This is a genomic window from Enterococcus sp. LJL90, assembly GCF_056924355.1.
Genome location: NZ_JBXPBQ010000005.1, coordinates 196,259 through 213,402, shown reverse-complemented (window position 1 = coordinate 213,402; position 17,144 = coordinate 196,259). Strand labels below are relative to the sequence as shown.

The 17,144-nt window shown below is 40.6% G+C and carries 17 protein-coding genes and 2 other annotated features; of the genes, 5 read left to right on the top strand and 12 right to left on the bottom strand.

Going from position 1 to position 17,144, the window contains the following annotated elements:
- Nucleotides 1-58 precede the first annotated feature (58 nt).
- Genes AC1Z3S_RS12865 through AC1Z3S_RS12855 form a run of 3 tightly spaced genes read right to left on the bottom strand, consistent with a single transcriptional unit; the run spans nucleotide 59 to nucleotide 2,703 of the window.
- Nucleotides 59-901, bottom strand: a complete 843-nt coding sequence (locus tag AC1Z3S_RS12865; RefSeq protein WP_461740697.1) for a MetQ/NlpA family ABC transporter substrate-binding protein — start codon at nucleotides 899-901, stop codon at nucleotides 59-61.
- A gap of 36 nt (nucleotides 902-937) precedes the next feature.
- Nucleotides 938-1,624, bottom strand: a complete 687-nt coding sequence (locus AC1Z3S_RS12860; RefSeq protein ID WP_461740696.1) for a methionine ABC transporter permease — start codon at nucleotides 1,622-1,624, stop codon at nucleotides 938-940.
- Nucleotides 1,621-2,703, bottom strand: coding sequence for a methionine ABC transporter ATP-binding protein (locus tag AC1Z3S_RS12855; RefSeq protein ID WP_461740695.1), 1,083 nt, complete (start codon nucleotides 2,701-2,703; stop codon nucleotides 1,621-1,623). The genes AC1Z3S_RS12860 and AC1Z3S_RS12855 overlap by 4 nt, the downstream gene beginning before the upstream one ends.
- A 61-nt stretch (nucleotides 2,704-2,764) precedes the next feature.
- Nucleotides 2,765-3,017, bottom strand: a binding site (T-box leader).
- A 37-nt stretch (nucleotides 3,018-3,054) separates the two neighbouring features.
- Nucleotides 3,055-3,291 (bottom strand) — a binding site (T-box leader).
- 592 nt (nucleotides 3,292-3,883) lie between these two features.
- On the opposite strand from AC1Z3S_RS12855, the gene AC1Z3S_RS12850 reads away from it, so the two are divergent.
- Nucleotides 3,884-4,930, top strand: a complete 1,047-nt coding sequence (locus AC1Z3S_RS12850) for a YrzE family protein (RefSeq protein ID WP_461740694.1) — start codon at nucleotides 3,884-3,886, stop codon at nucleotides 4,928-4,930.
- A gap of 153 nt (nucleotides 4,931-5,083) precedes the next feature.
- Complete coding sequence (locus AC1Z3S_RS12845; protein ID WP_461740693.1) at nucleotides 5,084-5,860, top strand: SDR family oxidoreductase; 777 nt, start codon at nucleotides 5,084-5,086, stop codon at nucleotides 5,858-5,860.
- A 182-nt stretch (nucleotides 5,861-6,042) separates the two neighbouring features.
- On the opposite strand, the gene pbp4 is transcribed toward AC1Z3S_RS12845, so the two are convergent.
- From pbp4 to infC, 9 genes are all read right to left on the bottom strand, one after another.
- Nucleotides 6,043-8,118: a penicillin-binding protein PBP4(5) gene (gene pbp4, locus AC1Z3S_RS12840; protein WP_461740692.1), complete on the bottom strand. Its 2,076-nt coding sequence runs from the start codon at nucleotides 8,116-8,118 to the stop codon at nucleotides 6,043-6,045.
- 277 nt (nucleotides 8,119-8,395) lie between these two features.
- Entirely contained in the window at nucleotides 8,396-9,082 is a 687-nt protein-coding gene (locus AC1Z3S_RS12835) for a phosphotransferase enzyme family protein (protein ID WP_461740691.1), read from the bottom strand.
- A gap of 1,171 nt (nucleotides 9,083-10,253) precedes the next feature.
- On the bottom strand, nucleotides 10,254-11,195 hold the full coding sequence (locus AC1Z3S_RS12830; protein WP_461740690.1) for a hypothetical protein: 942 nt from the start codon (nucleotides 11,193-11,195) through the stop codon (nucleotides 10,254-10,256).
- A gap of 267 nt (nucleotides 11,196-11,462) precedes the next feature.
- Entirely contained in the window at nucleotides 11,463-11,867 is a 405-nt protein-coding gene (locus tag AC1Z3S_RS12825) for a hypothetical protein (RefSeq protein WP_461740689.1), read from the bottom strand.
- A gap of 116 nt (nucleotides 11,868-11,983) precedes the next feature.
- Nucleotides 11,984-12,832, bottom strand: coding sequence for a hypothetical protein (locus AC1Z3S_RS12820; RefSeq protein ID WP_461740688.1), 849 nt, complete (start codon nucleotides 12,830-12,832; stop codon nucleotides 11,984-11,986).
- Nucleotides 12,833-12,880: 48 nt separating this feature from the next.
- A complete protein-coding gene (locus AC1Z3S_RS12815) occupies nucleotides 12,881-13,777 on the bottom strand; it encodes a YwqG family protein (RefSeq protein ID WP_461740687.1) in 897 nt (298 codons plus the stop codon).
- 343 nt (nucleotides 13,778-14,120) lie between these two features.
- Complete coding sequence (gene rplT / locus AC1Z3S_RS12810; protein WP_265459774.1) at nucleotides 14,121-14,480, bottom strand: 50S ribosomal protein L20; 360 nt, start codon at nucleotides 14,478-14,480, stop codon at nucleotides 14,121-14,123.
- A gap of 95 nt (nucleotides 14,481-14,575) precedes the next feature.
- Nucleotides 14,576-14,776 (bottom strand): 50S ribosomal protein L35, encoded by a 201-nt coding sequence (gene rpmI / locus AC1Z3S_RS12805; RefSeq protein WP_461738027.1) that lies wholly within the window; start codon nucleotides 14,774-14,776, stop codon nucleotides 14,576-14,578.
- 52 nt (nucleotides 14,777-14,828) lie between these two features.
- Nucleotides 14,829-15,350: a translation initiation factor IF-3 gene (gene infC / locus AC1Z3S_RS12800; protein WP_265459772.1), complete on the bottom strand. Its 522-nt coding sequence runs from the start codon at nucleotides 15,348-15,350 to the stop codon at nucleotides 14,829-14,831.
- A gap of 280 nt (nucleotides 15,351-15,630) precedes the next feature.
- On the opposite strand from infC, the gene AC1Z3S_RS12795 reads away from it, so the two are divergent.
- From AC1Z3S_RS12795 to AC1Z3S_RS12785, 3 genes are all read left to right on the top strand, one after another.
- Nucleotides 15,631-15,918 (top strand): hypothetical protein, encoded by a 288-nt coding sequence (locus AC1Z3S_RS12795; RefSeq protein ID WP_461740686.1) that lies wholly within the window; start codon nucleotides 15,631-15,633, stop codon nucleotides 15,916-15,918.
- A 146-nt stretch (nucleotides 15,919-16,064) separates the two neighbouring features.
- Nucleotides 16,065-16,385 carry a DUF1700 domain-containing protein gene (locus AC1Z3S_RS12790; RefSeq protein WP_461740685.1) on the top strand — a complete coding sequence of 107 codons (321 nt, stop codon included), beginning with the start codon at nucleotides 16,065-16,067 and terminating at the stop codon, nucleotides 16,383-16,385.
- Nucleotides 16,386-16,416: 31 nt separating this feature from the next.
- Nucleotides 16,417-17,049 carry a pentapeptide repeat-containing protein gene (locus AC1Z3S_RS12785; RefSeq protein ID WP_461740684.1) on the top strand — a complete coding sequence of 211 codons (633 nt, stop codon included), beginning with the start codon at nucleotides 16,417-16,419 and terminating at the stop codon, nucleotides 17,047-17,049.
- Nucleotides 17,050-17,144: the final 95 nt, after the last annotated feature.

Sequence of the window (17,144 nt, the reverse complement as noted above, 5' to 3'; positions counted from 1 at the left end):
AAGCCAGCTGCTTCACTCCTGTACTGTAAAACAGCCAGCTTTTTCAATGATTATTATTCTATAATTCAAAATCATTCCAAGCGGCAATTGATGAGCCTTTAGACGTGTCATCAATCACTTTTTCGGTTTCCTCAGTTTGGTAAGCTGCGACAATTTTTTGATAGGTTTCATTGTCGACATCTTCACTGCGGGCCACAATTACATTGACATAAGGTCGAGCAGTTTCGCTGACTGGCTCTAGGAAGATTGCATCTTCACTCGGTGTAAAGCCAGCGTCCACAGCCATGCCGCTATTGATAACTGATGCATCGACATCTTGCAAGGAACGAGCGGTTTGGGAAGCATCAACTTCTTCGATATTTAAATTCAATGGATTGTCTGTGATGTCAGAAGGTGTCGGCGTTGAACCGGCGGCATCATCCACTTCAATTAAGCCGGCTGTTTCCAACAATAATAATGCTCTGCCGCCGTTCGTCGTATCATTCGGGATGGCGATGGTCGCCCCTTCTGTTAAATCCTTTACATCTGTCACCTTATCTGAATAAATTCCTAGTGGCGCAATCACCGTCAAGCCGATGGGCGTCAAATCATCGCCGGATTCTTCATTATAGGCATCTAGGAAAATTTCTGTCTGGAAGGAGTTCAAATCAATTGAACCATCACTTAAGGCGACGTTGGGTTGTGCATAATCAGTAAATTTCACATATTCAATATTGATACCTTCATCGGCCAAGCGTTCACTAACGCTGTCCCAGACATCCGTATTGTCCCCGACGACACCTAATTTTACGGTCACTGCCTCATCGCCAGAGCTTTCTGATGGTGAGGCGGAGCTAGTGGAGCACGCCGCCAAGGTAAGTCCTGCTAATCCGATAAATAAACCTGCAACTAATTTTTTCATAAATAATTTCCTCCAAATGGTTGTTTGCTATTTTTTTTAATGAGTTACTCTTTTAATAATTAAGTTACTGATAAATTGGCTGATAAAAACTAAGATTAAAATCAATAAAGTGGCGACAAGCGTGACATCTGTTTGAAAACGATTATAGCCCCGGGTGATGGCCAGATTACCCAAGCCACCGGCACCAACCGCTCCTGCCATCGCCGTTAACCCAATCACATTGATAATCGTCAAAGCCGAGGCCCGGACAATTCCCGGTAGCCCCTCCACCAGATAGACGCGTAAAATAATACCGATATTACTCGTGCCCATCGCTTGAGCCGCTTCAATCACGCCGTGGTCAACTTCCAAGAGGGCATTTTCAACTTGGCGGGCGAAAAAGGGAATCACGCCGATAATCAGCGGCACTAAAGCTGCCTGTGCGCCAATCGTCGTCCCCACGATAAAACGAGTTACGACTGCTAATAAAGTCAATAAAATAATAAAGGGAATCGAGCGCACCACGTTGATGACTTTATCAAAGAGCTGATAAACGTAGCGGTTTTCCAAAATCCCCCCCGGGCGAATTACCACTAGAAAGACGCCCACGATAATACCTAATATACCGGCAATTAAAGCCGTCCAAAAGACCATGTATAAGGTCTGCCAAGTCGCTTCAATAAAATCTGCGGGATAGGCCACCACATTCGGCAGCCATTTTTCTAAAAGTTCTGATAGGTTCATCGTTGTTTACTCCCTTCTAACACATAGACATTCGTTGCGGCGGCATTTTCTTTTTTCAAGACTTGCGTCCGCACGCCCTGCTCAGCTAAATAATTTAAGGCCTGCTGTCGTTGCTGTAAGCCACCTTGTAACGTGACAATCAAGCTACCCAGCGGCGTTTCTTGAATAATTTCAACATTGCCATAAAGAATATTGGTGGAAACTTGGTAGCGGCTATACAGCGAAGCAATCAGCGGTTCGTTAGTTTCATCGCCGACATAAGCCAGCTCCACCAGCCATTCATTAGGCTGCAAAGCGGAAAATTTCGGATGTTCCAAAATCGTCGCCAACGCTTGATCGACATGGGTTGCCGTCCGAATAAAATCCTTCGTCAAGGGTTCCTGTGGTGCACTGAACACGTCAATCGCACTGCCCTTTTCGATGATTAACCCCGCCTCCATCACCGCCACTTTATTGCAAATTTCTTTGACGACTTGCATCTCATGGGTAATTAAGACAATCGTCAGTCCCAGCTCTTTATTTAATTTTTTTAACAGCTCTAAGATTTGCAATGTTGTTTTGGGGTCTAAAGCGCTAGTGGCTTCATCGCATAAAAGAATTTCCGGATCACTGGCCAACGCTCTGGCAATCGCCACCCGCTGCTTTTGCCCGCCGGATAATTGACTGGGATAAGCTTGAGCTTTGTCAGCAATCCCGACTAGCTCTAATAGCTCTGTGACTTTTGCTTGGCGTTCCTGTTTATTCAATTTTGAATAGCGCAAAGAAAAATCCACGTTGTCAAAAATCGTGCGGGCCTGCATCAAATTAAAGTGCTGGAAAATCATACCGATTTTCTTGCGAGCCTGCCGTAATTCCTTTTGGTTCAGCTTGGTCAGATTGACCTGATTAATCAAAACTTCGCCATTGGTGGGTCGCTGCAGCAGATTAATTACACGAACTAAGGTGCTTTTGCCAGCACCGGAATAGCCGACAATTCCGTAAACATCGCCGTCTTCAATCGTCAGGTTGACTTCCCTGACTGCGGCAATTTCCTGTTTTTTCTCTTTAAACGTCACGTCAATATTTTTCAGTTCAATCATTTTTCCCTCTCCTTTGCCAAATAAAAAAGTCCCCATACAGCCGTCAAAAAATTGACAGCTGTATGAGGACGCGATTGCGTGTTACCACCTCAGTTTAATTTATGCTCTGACATAAACCCTCTTCAAGTACTTCCATACTCTAGCAATATAACGGTTGCTCCCGTCGCCACCTCACAGCATTTGCTAAAACAATTTGCTGCTTGAGACGAATTGCTCCTTGACCATTTTCATAAAGTTTCTCTCTGCCTTTTTTCAGCTACCAAGGCTCTCTGTCAAAAGAGTTGCTCTATTACTTATCAATTCACTGCAATTTTAGCTATAAAAAAAGTCCCTTTACCAGATTAACTCTAGTAAAAGGACGACGATGCGTGTTACCACCTTTTGTTCGGAATAAAATTCCCTCAGATCCATCGTTATAAGTTTGCTTATAAGAATGGTGCTAGTGGTATCGGACTAGCGGACCGTGACTGCCTACCTATCGACAGTCCTCCTCAAAGGCCATTTTTCCTTTTGTTTCACTGATGCTTTTCACCAACCAGCATCTCTCTAAAAGTTTCCCAAAAGTACTTTCCTCTTCAACGGAGCAAGTAATTATTAACTTGGGATTAGAATACAGGACAAATAAAGAGAAGTCAACACTTTTTGCCAAAGTTTTTTTCATTTAATTTTAATCTTGCTTAAAATTTCAATCTGTCGTTCCTTTTCTTTCTATAATATATTTTGAAAAAAAGGTGCTGTTTTAGCCTGTAAAATTTTTTCCCTTTACTGTTTGTTTTTGGCTATTTTTTTTAGACACTGTTCAGTTTAAAAGAAATTATTTTGTGGATGATCCGCTTTCCTTCAAGGAGCGGATTTTTCCAGAAAATTATGAACCCTCGTTTTCTTTTAATAATGAAAAAGCTCTTAAACCCTTGAATAAATAGCGTTTAGATGAATTTCCATTTGTGCCGACTGCTCCTGACAAGCCTGCGTGAAATCTCTTTGAAATAATTGCCAACCTTTCTTAACAATCGTTAAAAACCACTGATATAACAACCTTTATTTAATTATATCTCAAATTTCTAACAGTGAAAGCTAACAATCCTTGTAAACTTGTCGGCTGGCTTTATTTATTGATAAAAAAACAGTTGGCTTGTTAGAGTAAGGCTGTTACTAAAATTTATTGGGAGGTACATTTGTTATGAATAGAGGATTTAAATCCTACTTAGGCGCAGGCGAAAGAGAGGCCGGCTACAATATTTCTTGGGGAGCGATTTTTGCAGGTGTTGTAACATTCTTTGCTTTATTTTTCACCTTATCCTTAATCAGCTCTGCTATCGGGTTTGGTATGACTGACCCAACGGCCGCAAATCCCCTTGACGGCGTAGGAACCGGCGTATTAATTTGGACGGCAATTACTTTAATCTTATCTTTCTTTGGCGGCGGTTTTGTTGCTGGGATGGCAGAACGGCGGGTCGGCCTGCTCCATGGATTTTTATCTTGGGCAGCCAGCGCTTTTGTTTTAGTTTTAATGCTTTCTTACCTGACAGTCGGTGTTTTTTCAGCAGTTGGCTCGTTATTTGGAAACATTACCGGTGCGGTAACTGAGGGCGTCGGCAACGTCGCTTCAACAGCCGGCGATTTAATCTCTGATGGCTTTGATGAAGTCGCAAATAATATCGATTCAGTTGACGTGGATGCCTTGCAAACAGATGTCGAAGCGGTTTTAACCGATACAGATATTCCTGAATTGCAACCAGATTATTTACGGAATGAATTGGCAGAAGCAACTACTCAAATTACGGATGCCGGGCGTGAATTGTTAACCAATCCAAATAATTCGGATCAAATTATTGATGACTTGTCAGCCGATTTAGAAGAGCGGGCCATGACCATTGGCGACGCTATTGATGAAGATGCCATTGCTAATGCGGTCTCTGCTAACACTTCTTTAACACAGCAGGAAGCTCAAGAAGCAACCACAAACATTGTGACTGCTTTGAACACTGCCAGTGAAGAAGCGCAAACCCAAATTGAAAATGCCCGTGATGGTCTAGCGCAAGCTCGTGATGATTTAGACGAAGCGATTCAAGAAGTCCGGGAAACAGCTGACGATGCCACTGATGCAACGGCTAGTGCTTCAATCTGGGCCTTTGTTGCTATGGTTGTTGGCTTAGTCTTAACTTCTGTTGCCGGCATGTTAGGAGCTAATTTTGTCAAAGCCACTCCGATGGAAGACGAAATGTAAAATAAAAAATTGAATAAAGTTTTACCCTTTTAGGTTGTAAACAGCTGAGGGCAGGTCGACTTCCAATAAGAACGCAGCAATTGCGATTCTTACTGCCAGCCAGCTTGTACCTCAGCTGTTTTCAGATAAAAATTAAGAAAAGAGGCGAAGAAAATGGGAATCATTGAAAAAATGCGTTTAGACGGAAAAGTAGCTTATGTCACAGGGGGAGCCGGTGGCATAGGTAAAAGTATCGCCACCGCTCTAGCAGAAGCCGGCGCAAAAGTTGCCATCGTTGATTTAGAGGGCGGCAAAGCACAAGAGGTCGCCGATGAAATTGCCCAAGCAACCGGCAGTCAAACTTTAGCAGTCCAAACAGATGTCACCGATGCAGATTCAGTCAATCAAATGATTGAAACAATTGTTCAGGCCTTTGGCAGATTAGATATTGCCTTCAACAATGCCGGTATCACCATGAACATTCCCGCTGAGGAGATGAGCCCGGAAGACTGGCACAAAGTAATTGATTTAGATTTGAATGGTGTCTTTTTAACCTCTCAAGCAGCAGGAAAAGTCATGTTAAAACAAGGCAGCGGCTCGATTATTAATACCGCTTCAATGTCCGGCAGCATCGTCAATGTGCCGCAACCGCAAGCTTCCTACAATGCAGCCAAAGCTGGCGTCAAACATTTAAGCAAATCACTCGCAGTCGAATGGGCCGACCGAGGCGTGCGGGTCAACACCATTAGTCCTGGTTACATCGGCACAGATTTAATTTTCGAAGCCGAAGAACTGCAACCGCTTTTAGAAAAATGGGAAGAAATCACCCCGCAACGCCGCTTAGGAAAGCCGGAGGAATTACAGGGCATCGCGCTTTATTTAGCCAGTGATGTCAGCTCTTTTGCTACTGGTGCCGACTTTATCATCGACGGCGGCTACACAGCAATTTAAGCTGGAGGATATGCAAAAAATTTACTCCCTCGAAAGTTAAGTTATCTTAGCTTTTGGGGGAATTTATTTTGCTAAAAAAGTTATCTACTTCTAAAATGTTTATAACTCTTTGAAGACAAACAGACCGCCAACTATTAGTTTTTGAGCTAACAGTTAGCGGTCCTATTATTCTAGCTAAAAATTTACATCAAACCATTTAAATATTGCAGTAATGCTGGTGCCGTATTTTTTGCTGAGGTACTGTCTTGGCTATTTTCCATCATTGAAATTGCCAAATAATTTTTCTTTTCAGGAATAAAGGCCAAGAGAAAACTATTTTCCTGACCGGATTCATCCTGTGTCTCTTTAATTTCGGCCGTGCCGGTTTTAGCCGCAATCGGAATCCCCAGACTGTTTAAAGAGTGGGCCGTCCCATTAGCATCGGTGACAACCGCCTGCATGTCGGCAACAATTGTTGCCACGGCATCAGCCGATACGACAGCGTCCTTAGTTTTTATTTCGGCATCCTTGATTAGTCTAGGATAAACTAAAGTCCCCTCATTGGCGAACACTGAATAAATCGTTGCCTGTTGAATCGGATTAATCAATAATTCGCCTTGACCGTAGCCGGTATCTGCCAGCAGAATTTCTGAGTTAAAACTATCTTCATTAGAAATTTGCGCTGGATTCATGGCAATTGGCAGATCGAGGGTTTCCCCAAAAATAAATTTGTTCAGGCCCTCCCGGAAGGCCGTTTCCCCCATCTTCAAAGTTTCCTGCGCCATGTAAATATTATCAGAATACACGAGGGCACTCCGTAAATTAACCGGGTTAACATCTGAAACCCGGGTCACTTGATAATCCCCCCACGAAGCATCTTGTTGCCATTTCAAGCCCTCAATGCTGACTTCCTCGTCAGCTGTGATGGTGCCATTATCCAAACCAATTGCTGAAGTAATCACTTTAAACGTTGAACCCGGTGCGTAGCCCGTCGCAAACCGACTGATAAAGGGCAGCTCAGGATTATTGGCATAGGCATCGTAATCAGTTTGAGAAATTCCTTGGGTCATCTTATTTGGATCAAAGCTTGGCGAACTCGTCGCAACAATTAAATCACCGGTCATCGGCTGCGTTACCACAGTAGAACCCGCTTGGCCACCCAAAGCATCATAGGCAATTTGCTGCGCTTGGCTATCAATCGTCACATGAATCGTTTGGCCATCGGTTTTTTCAGCCTCAACCAAAGTGGATTTCAAGTTGCCTTCTTCATCGGTAATCGTGATACTGCCGCCATTTTTGCCCCGCAGCTCCCCATCAAAGGTCGCTTCTAAACCAGCCCGGCCAATTTCACCGTTGGTCGGCAAGGTAGGATCATTTTCTAAATCCTCAGCCGTGACTTGTCCAACATAACCGATTAAATGAGCCGCCGCTTCCCCTAAAGGATAAGTTCTCGCTGCCACCGGTCGAATATCAGCACCCGTCGGCAATTCCTCAGTTGCCGTAACCGCCCCCTCAGGCACATCTCCAGAATCACTGTCCACCACTTTCAGCGGCACAAAGTAATCTGGCTGAACCCATTCCTGCTCTAAGGCGGCTTCAATCGTCGCAACTTCTAACGAAAACCGTTCAGCAATCGCCGCAATATTTTCCGTCCGGGCATCCCCTTCGCCTAAATTGCCGGGCACAACCCCCAGCTGATATATCTGACCATTGGCCGCCAACTGTCGCTGATTGCGATCCAGAATTTCACCCCGCACCGCTTCATCGACAGCGACACTGACCTTATCTTGTCCGCTCATCTCAGGAAAAACTAAACTTGGCGCCCAATTTAACTTGGCAGCCCCTTCCTCTAAAACAACCGTGCCGGAATATTGCAAATCCGGCAACTCCCCAACAGAAGTTGTCATGCTTAAATCATAAGTAAAATCGTAGCCCTCATCGCTGGCAGTTACCGAAATATTTTCTACAGAAATATTTTCGGCACCAACACCACCATAAACCGCTTGGTATTTTTCGACAATTTCTTGATCACTGTAATCACTCTTTTGGCTCTCATCTGAAACCAATAAGTCCGGCAACGCCTCATAATCAGCGGCCGTCAAACTATCTGTAAAATCAGCGACAACCTTTTTTGCGGCCTGCAAATTTTGACTGCTGCTATAAGCTCGATAACCGAAAAAGCCCCCGACACCTAGCACAATCACAACGCCACCAATAATCAGCGGCCATTTTTTCCCGCCTTTTTTCTGCGGCCCATTACTTCTTTTATTTTCTGACACTCAGATTTCTCCCCTCGTCCTAACAATCATCTTTTCTAGCATGGTAGCAAACTTTGGCTGACCTGTCTTTAGATGAATACTGATATTAATTATTTTTTAGGAAGAACAAGCTGGACAGAAGACTAGCTGAAAAATTATCTCAAAAAAAAGTAGGATATGTTCTTAAATTTTGTGCCGACCCCAAATGCTAGCTTTTTGGTCTAACCTTTGGGGATCGATACATTTAAGTCTACGTTATCCTACTAATTTTAAGCTAGCCTTTTTTACGAAGATCCAGTTATTCTGCAAATACCTCGCTGATTACCCGATCAAAATCAATTTGTACATAGGGTAAGTCCGCAACTATACGGTCTTTAAACCATTGCAAATACCACTGTTGTTCTGCCTGATCATCATTTTGCCCAAAGGTCTGGGCAGCGACATACTCATCCACCATTTGATATTTCATAAACAAATCAATCTGCTTAAGCTCTCTTGGTGTGAGCTGATTCTTTTTTAAATAGCCTTTTAAGTAGGCAATCAAATATTTTTCGGCAAAATTTTGCCGCTGTTCCTCAGACAGCCCTTTTAACGGTCCCGCCACTGCTTGAACCATAAAAAATAACGTACTGGCAATATCTGCTGCATACCAATTAAACTGGCAGGCATCAAAATCAATCAGCGTTAGCTGTTGCTGATCAACCAAAAAATTTTCAAGATGAATATCAAAATGAACAATGCCATAGGTGCGATTATCTTTTGGCAACGCAGCTAACTCTTGAATCAGCTCTACTTCCCGCCGGCTGACCGCCTCATCCAAAATCGCAATCTGCTTGCGCCAAGTCAGCGGACCATTCCAGGCAAAGCGAAGATTCTCCTGATTTTTCGGATACTCCTGGGTCAAATGATGCATCTCCCCCATCACAGCGCCAAGCTTTTTGAATAATTGAATATTAAACTCAGCAGGATTACTACTATCAATCAATTTCCCCGCAGCTTTCTCTTACAGAAATAGCAAGTATTGCTGCCCATCATTTGTTTTTATAACTTCAAGTAACCTCTGATGTTTGCTGCGCAACGGTTTGGCAACGCCAGTCATCTTTTGGGCCAAATAATCTACCCACTCGACTTCAAATTTAAGATGAGCGGCTTTGTCTTCACTGTATTCAGCGATTTTTAAAATCGCTGGTGAACTCGCCTGCGCTTCAAAGACCCAGCTACCGGAAAGGCCCGTTTTGATTTCTTGGAGGATTTTTAGATTGTAGAGGACTTCAGCTTGTTGGAGGAGTTGCGTTAGATTGGGGGGGGGTGGTGTGTGTTCGATTGGTTGTTGATTTCAGTCATGGTTGGTACCTCGCTTAGTGTGGGATTGTAAGGATTCAATCTTTTTAAAAGGCTTTTTATTTGTGATCTGCAGATGACTAGTAGGTACATAAAACCTCTCATCATAACAATTAACCCTTTTTGAAGAATTATAGCCAACCTTTAGCGCCATGTCTTTCATCCAAAACGGATATGATCAATCCCCTAGAAAAGAAATTAGCTGTAACTACTAGTAAAATTATCCCTGTTCTAAAGTATTTGAAACACTCAAAATCAGCTAGAAAAATTGTTAAGATAAGTAATCATCTAGGGTTATCAGTTCTTTACTTATTTCTTTTCAAGTCACAACAAGTTTGCAAATTCTTCCAAAGAATCACTAAATGACAAGTATAAATTTCTTCTAAAAATTTCCTAATCCCTTATAAAATCACAGACTTACTTTCTTATTGTGCTATGCTTTTTTAAAAAGGAATTCCCTCTATGTCTGATGCAGTTCAATACCTTCTCGTTTTTTCTCTAGTAATGATGTTTTTTGTCATATCAAGCTCTTTTGCCAAAAAAGGCAAACAGCTTAATAAAAGGGCTGCCCACTTTTTTTGGAGGGCAATCTCAATACTATCCTTGGTTTTACTGATTTTATTAATTGCGTATTTAGTTTACTTTTTTTTCATATGGCAGCCCGCAGTGATCGACTTAAAATAATTACTCAGGCACACTTCCACTAGCTCTCGAAATGGTAGTGAATCTCATTGTAAACAACAGCAAGAAAACTTCCTCCTTCATAAGTAAACACCCGCCAATCATCGCATTAGCGGGTCAATTTTTATTTAGACTTAATCTTCTTTCAGCTCACCATTTATCACTTCCACAATGATTTCTTTCACCGCTTCTTTATTATCTGCATATTTTGGGAGCGTGTGAACAATATTATCTCCTAATCTAATGCTGCTTTCGATGATAGTTGCTGGATAAGCCGAGGATAGCTCTTTAAGATTAGTTTTCTCAGTTTTTTCCATTAAATCCTTCGAATATATATTTTCTTCTGTTAACACAAGTCCATAAACCCCAGCTAAAGTCGAATCAGTTACCGCAAAACGAATCGCCTCATTATCAGGTATCCCGAATTTTTTATGGACTTTTTTAAAATGTTTTTGATGCTTTACATCTTCGCCTAACTTGACACACGAATCATTCATTAATCCTAAATCAATAATCCTCCCCGCAAGAGTAGCTGATTTCTGAACACTTACATGTTCAACATTAAAATCCTTTTTCAAAGTCAATATATCTACAATGGATTCCCAAATGAAGTTACTTAATACTTCTTTCCCATTTTCAGGTAAAATCGGTCCTAAAAAATCCCAGTCAAAAGCATCGATGGCTTTATTTACTGTTTGATTTGCTTCATTTATCATGGAACTATAAGCATACTTTTGAGGAAGAGTATCCGAAAAAACGCTCGGCTCCATGACATAGATAGTATAATCAGTTATAAAAAAACCAACCGCTTGATTTTTTCTAGTGATTTTATTCTGAGATCTTCCCCCTACAAACATAATTGGTAGTTCCCCATCTAAAAAAGTGATTTGCTCCACAACTTTTTTATATACCAGATGTGCATCTTCCCACACAGCCGGAGCAAAAAATGCAGTAAAAATAAATTGGGCAATTTCTTCTGGGTAGTCCTCAAAGTGAGTGGCTATTTTTTTACAATACATTTGTTGATATTTTATAAGCTCCTTATTTAACAAATCATTTTGTTCTGATTTAACCATTTCGTACCTCCTACATTTTTTTAGTATTCTGAATACCATTTGTGTTGCAAAGACTTACACTTTCTAACCCACCAAACTCTCGGTGCAAGTTAGACCAACGCAAAAAAAATTTGCACCAGCAGATGACTTCTTAATTATTTAGAGAAATATGAGTATTAAATTATTCTGCTGCTTTCGTTACATTAGCTTAGAAGTAGGTTTCAAAAATTTTATGTCAGCTAGATTCTTAAATCTTTAGGCGTAACATTAGTTCTTTGACTTAATTAATCAAGATTTAAGATAAGAGTGGATAAGTTTTGTACCTAGTGAAAAAATGATAGCCAAGCCTGCCAGATTTGTAGCATAAATCTCATATGGTGCCACTAAACGGCCACCGGTGTTGGCTTCACTAGTTCCCACCACTGTTGGCAGGTTCAAATTGAAAAATAGCAACCAGAGTAAGCAGCATAGAATGCAAGCAGCACCTATCGAATACAGGTTTTCTCCCCTTAAAAATGGGCAAGCAACTGAAATAAACGGCAGTATAAAAATAATCAAAATTGCGCCAAAGGTAAATAAGATGAGCCAGGGCAATGGTCCACTAAAAAAACTCTGTACCGGTAAGAGCATAAACCGATACGAACAGCCAAAAAGAAATAAACTAAATAAGATATTTAACCCCACCTTCTTCATATTTCCCACCCTTTTCTTAAAAAAGAATTTGATCAAGATTTATGGCATGTAGTTACTACGTTTAGCAATAAACGCTTTTATTTTACCCAACTTTTAAAAACTAATAGAGCACTTTTTTATAGAGTTTCGAAAAACCGAATCTCTACCTTAAGGTCCCGTTTTCTTTTTTGCAACTGACTGACTTTTTTAAGCAAATTATAGATAGCGTAGCCTGAGCCAATACCGATACTGCCAAAAACAATGCGAGCAAAAATAGCTTTGACCGTATCCAGTCCTCCCTTTAGAATTTTTGATTCTTTTGGGTTGATTACTACCGAAGAAAATAAAAGCAAAATGATACCTAGTAGAAAGACAGGGATTAAAAATTTGAAATAAGTCTCTCCTAATTGCGAGCGAACTACTTTTAAACTTTCTTGATTCATCTGCAATTTTCTTGCTTTAGTAAACTGCAAATATTCCTGTCCCTGTAAATCTAATGGTACTTCACCATAGTCAGACAGACACTTATCATAACTTTCAATATCTTGCTTCACTTGATAAACATAGTAATTCAAATCAAATTCCATTATCTCAACAAGTAACTCAACCTGGTTATCCTTCATTATAAAATCTTCAGGATTACTCCGATCTTGACACAAAAATATCGATTTTAAACCATAAATTGAAACCTCACAACTGTATTCCTGCAAAATTTTATTTAGCCATGTTAAAAATTTCTGATAGCTTATCAAACCTGAATCTCCAATTCTCTGAAGATAAGCCTTGGTTTGTTGCTCCTGGTCTACTTGGTCCAGTTTAAAAGACAGGCCATCCTCTTTGTCAACGTACTCAAGTTCTGCAGCTAGAAAAAATAACTCCCAATAAAAGGGGATATAATTTTCAGAATAGATAGGCTCATGTTGCTGATTGTTTTTGCTCAAATAAATAATCAGGCCACTTTCAAAAGTTGTCTTCTTTTCAATCATCTTTAATCCTTTCATCAAATGACTAACTTGAATCCCTTTGACGTCAAGCTAGCAACAATCCCAACTGTAATACACCTTTGAAAAATTTTTCTTCAACAGGTCATCCCGAGAAATAAAGAAATTTGCTATCCCATTGTCCCCCCACATAAGCGACATGTCCGGACTCCAAAAACTGTCAATTTGTAATAAGATCGTATTGAAAGATACTGCATCTTGGGGATTCCGAGGTTCATCTTGAGTGAAAAACGGATAGCCTCCGAGTTTGCTGCATTCATTGTTGAAGACTGATAATCTGTTTACCAGCTCTTCAGCAATGATTTGATTTCCTTCTGTTAATTGATCAAAACAGTCAATCAACTCATTACCAAATTTTTCAGTGAACTCAAAACAGTCACTGGCTAAATACTCTGTTTGAATTTCTCCAAAAAGTTGATACTCTCCGCCTACGAGAGGGTAAAGCTCCTCTTCATACAAAGGCTTTACATGATTTTCAAGAGTTGCTCTTGATTGTGATACTGCGGAGTACTCTTCAAAATAGAAAAAGCGAAAACCAGTTTGGCATGTGTGATCAGAAAAATCCATACCATACATATCATCAAAAAAATCTACATAAACAGCTAGAAGGCCAGTGTGTGGAAAGTCTGCTAAATGTGGTAACTCATCAAAATTCAATTGTGCAAGTAGGGACAATGGCCGATTTGTTTTAGCATTGGTAGGATAATCCCAATCTATTGGCAAATAGCCTACCCCGCCTAACTTACTCGCTGTTAAAGAAAGTTCGCCATTATCTTGAAAAGTCAGTCTTAAAGATTTCCGAGGATACTTCATGATTTGCCTTTCGACCTCTAGCCATAATGTTTCAGTGACTAAATCATTTGTATCATCTTCACTTTTATCGGATATCGTGACTTTTCGCTTACCAAACAGTCTTTTTAACCAATCCATTTGCTCCATCCCCCTACTGTTCAAGATAAATTGTTTCAGGAACTTGATCCATTTCTTTATTACTATGAGCCTCATAGCAAAGATTTCGAAATGATTTCCCGGTTTTTTATCGTTATTCAAAAATATTATAAACCATTTTGAAATGCAATACTTCGTTTTGAAAATTTTTAGAACAAATTAGTATTTAAAAAAATACCGTCTCAGCCAATATAGTCACGACTCAACTAGCTTTGTTTCCTTTGACTCAGTTTCCCCACCCACTAATAAATCTAACCAAACAAAAAAACTACCTCCCTCGGAAAAATTCTTCCAAGAGAGGTAGTCTTTATTGTTTAAATCGTGCTTATTTTGCTAAAGCTGTTTTAGCTTGGTCAGCTAGCGCAGTGAATGCTGATGCATCGTTAACTGCTAAGTCTGCTAACATTTTGCGGTTGATATCAATCTCTGCCAATTTCAAACCGTGCATTAATTTAGAATAGCTCAAGCCGTTCATACGAGCTGCTGCGTTGATCCGAGCAATCCACAATTTGCGGAAGTCGCGTTTCTTTTGACGACGATCGCGGTATGCGTAGTTGTATGAATTCATTACTTGTTCTTTAGCTGTTTTAAATAAAGTGTGTTTTGATCCGTAATATCCTTTTGCTAACTTAAGGATTTTTTTACGGCGTTTACGAGTTACAGTTCCACCTTTAACACGTGCCATGGTTAATTCCTCCTAATTTTTAAAACCTTCACAACGACTGACAAGCAGCGGTGAAGCTAGATAAATTTTTGTTTTCTTGAAGCCAAGTAAGGCTCTTATTTTAATCTTGCTAATTGTTGACGAATACGACGGTAATCGCCACGAGATACCATACTTGCTTTGCGAAGTTGGCGACGTTGTTTCTTAGTTTTTCCGTGGAAACGGTGACTAGTAAACGCGCGGAATCTTTTCAAACCGCCATTACCAGTACGTTTAACACGTTTTGCTAATCCGCGGTGGGTTTTTTGTTTTGGCATGACTAATTTCCTCCTCAAAATCTTTCATCGGTGAATTTTTCACCGGTTATGCTTACTTTTCGTTTTTCGGTGCCAGCGTTAGAAACATGCTGCGTCCATCCATTTTCGCTTTTTGCTCCACTGTAGCAATGTCTGCAGTTTCTTCAGCTAAGCGATCAAGAACTTTTTGACCAATTTCTTTGTGGGTAATGGCACGGCCTTTGAAACGGATTGAAGCTTTCACTTTATCGCCTTTTTCTAAGAATTTCCGTGCATTACGAAGTTTTGTGTTGAAGTCATTGACATCAATTGTCGGACTTAAACGAACTTCTTTTACGCTGATCACTTTTTGTTTCTTACGAGCTTCACGATCTTTTTTCTGTTGTTCAAAGCGGAATTTCCCGTAATCCATAATTCGTGCAACTGGTGGTTTTGCGGTTGGAGCGACTAAAACTAAGTCCAAGTTGGCTGCTTCAGCAATTGATAAAGCTTCTGCTTTAGTTTTAACGCCTAACTGTTCGCCGTCTGCACCGATCAATCGTAATTCTCTAGCACGAATGCCGTCGTTAACCATCATATCCTTTGCTATGGTCATTCACCTCCGAATATATTGAGAGAAACAAATCAAGACACAAAAAAACGCGTCCTTTTTCAGAACACGCCCGTACAAATTAAACTGAGTTACCTCAGGAAAATTTCTATCTAGCCCAGTGACACTGTCAACTAAGGCGAGAAGCGGGGCTTCTGCTTTTATTTCTCAACTTTTACAGTATACAGACTTTTAGAAAAAATGTCAAGAGGATTTTTCAGAAAAATTTGCGGCGTAAAAACGTATATGTAGATGAGCCTATTATCAAGAAAATGAGGATAAAACTATGACTACAAGCGAACTTGCAGATGTTTTCCATTTTAGAGAAACCATTTTTATTCACTGGCTGCTTATCCAACAATTCATCTGCATCAAACTCAAAGACTTAGAGCATGGACAGCGGCCATTACTTGGGCTCTATTTTGATTTGCCAGCTAACAAAAAGGACCCTTTAAAAATTATTATTTCAAGAAAAATAGCCGTCTTTTTGATTGGCTTCTTTTTACTGGATAAAAATATCACAGAAAACGACTATCAATTTCTCCAGCAAACGATGGCGGAGTCAGAATGCTAATGTGGCCTTTGCTAATTTTTGACCTGCATCAAGCAGATTCTAAAGTACCACCCATCAAAAAACTTTTCTCAGACCAAAGTCCCGTTGCCATTTTTAGTTTTCTAAGGGATACTAATAAAATAGAAAACAAAATAAGGAGTGTCTCTATGAGAATAAATGGTCTTGCTTTGGTTGGTTTACTATTTCTTGATGTGGTTTTATTCGGTTTTGCGGTTGGCCTGGCGGCGATTATCTTTTCGGTGTGGGTGGTTGTGGCTACATTTATCGCATCGCCACTGCTAGTTGTCTTAGCTGATGTCATGCACCTGCAAGCTTTTGCTTTGTGGCGGCTAATTTTAGCAGCGCTACTGGCGGCAGTCGGTTTTACAGCAGTTCGCCCCTTCGCCATCTTTATCACCCGTAAAGTCAAAGAAATCTTTGTCGGCTATTGGGTATTTCATCAACAAACTTTGTACCGCAAATTTTAAACGAGCAAAAAATTTATTGGAGCGAAACTAAATGAAGAAAAATAATCCGGCATTACCTGAGTTGCCCGCCCTCACAGAAGGTTTCTTTGATGTGGAGGAAGAAGCGCTGTTTGAAAACTTACAATTTAACAGTCAGGATATCAGCTATCAAACCGCCGATAATATTGCGGTCAGAAGTAGCCATTTGGACCATGTGATTTTCCACAAAACTCGTTTGGATCATCTGGATATCAGCAATACCATCTTTGACCACTGTGATTTTTCCAATGCCGAAATGTTTGGCGGCAGCTTTCATCGGGTCCTTTTTAAAAACTGCAAGCTGACCGGCACCAATTTTGCCGATAGTTATTTCCGCGATTGCCTCTTTGATGATTGTCTGGGAGATTTCAGCAGCTTCAGCAGTACCAATTTGAAAGTTGTCACCTTTGAAAATTGTCAGCTGCCGCAAAGTGAATTTTTCGAAAGCACTTGGCAGCATTTAAAATTAATTAACTGCAACCTTGACGACAGCAACTGGTTTCGAACAAAGCTTAGTGGTCTTGATTTCTCCAGCAATTCTTTTCAAAAAATTGCGTTATCTCAAGAACTTTTGAAAGGCTTGAAGGTCAATCAGGAACAAGCTATCGTCATTGCTGCTGGGTTAGGTTTGCTGATTGAGGACTAAAAAAGCAACTTTTCTAAAAGGGCATCAGCTTTAACAGGTTAACTTAAGCTACCTGTTGAACTGTCTGCCTACTTTAGAAAGGCTGCTTTTTAATT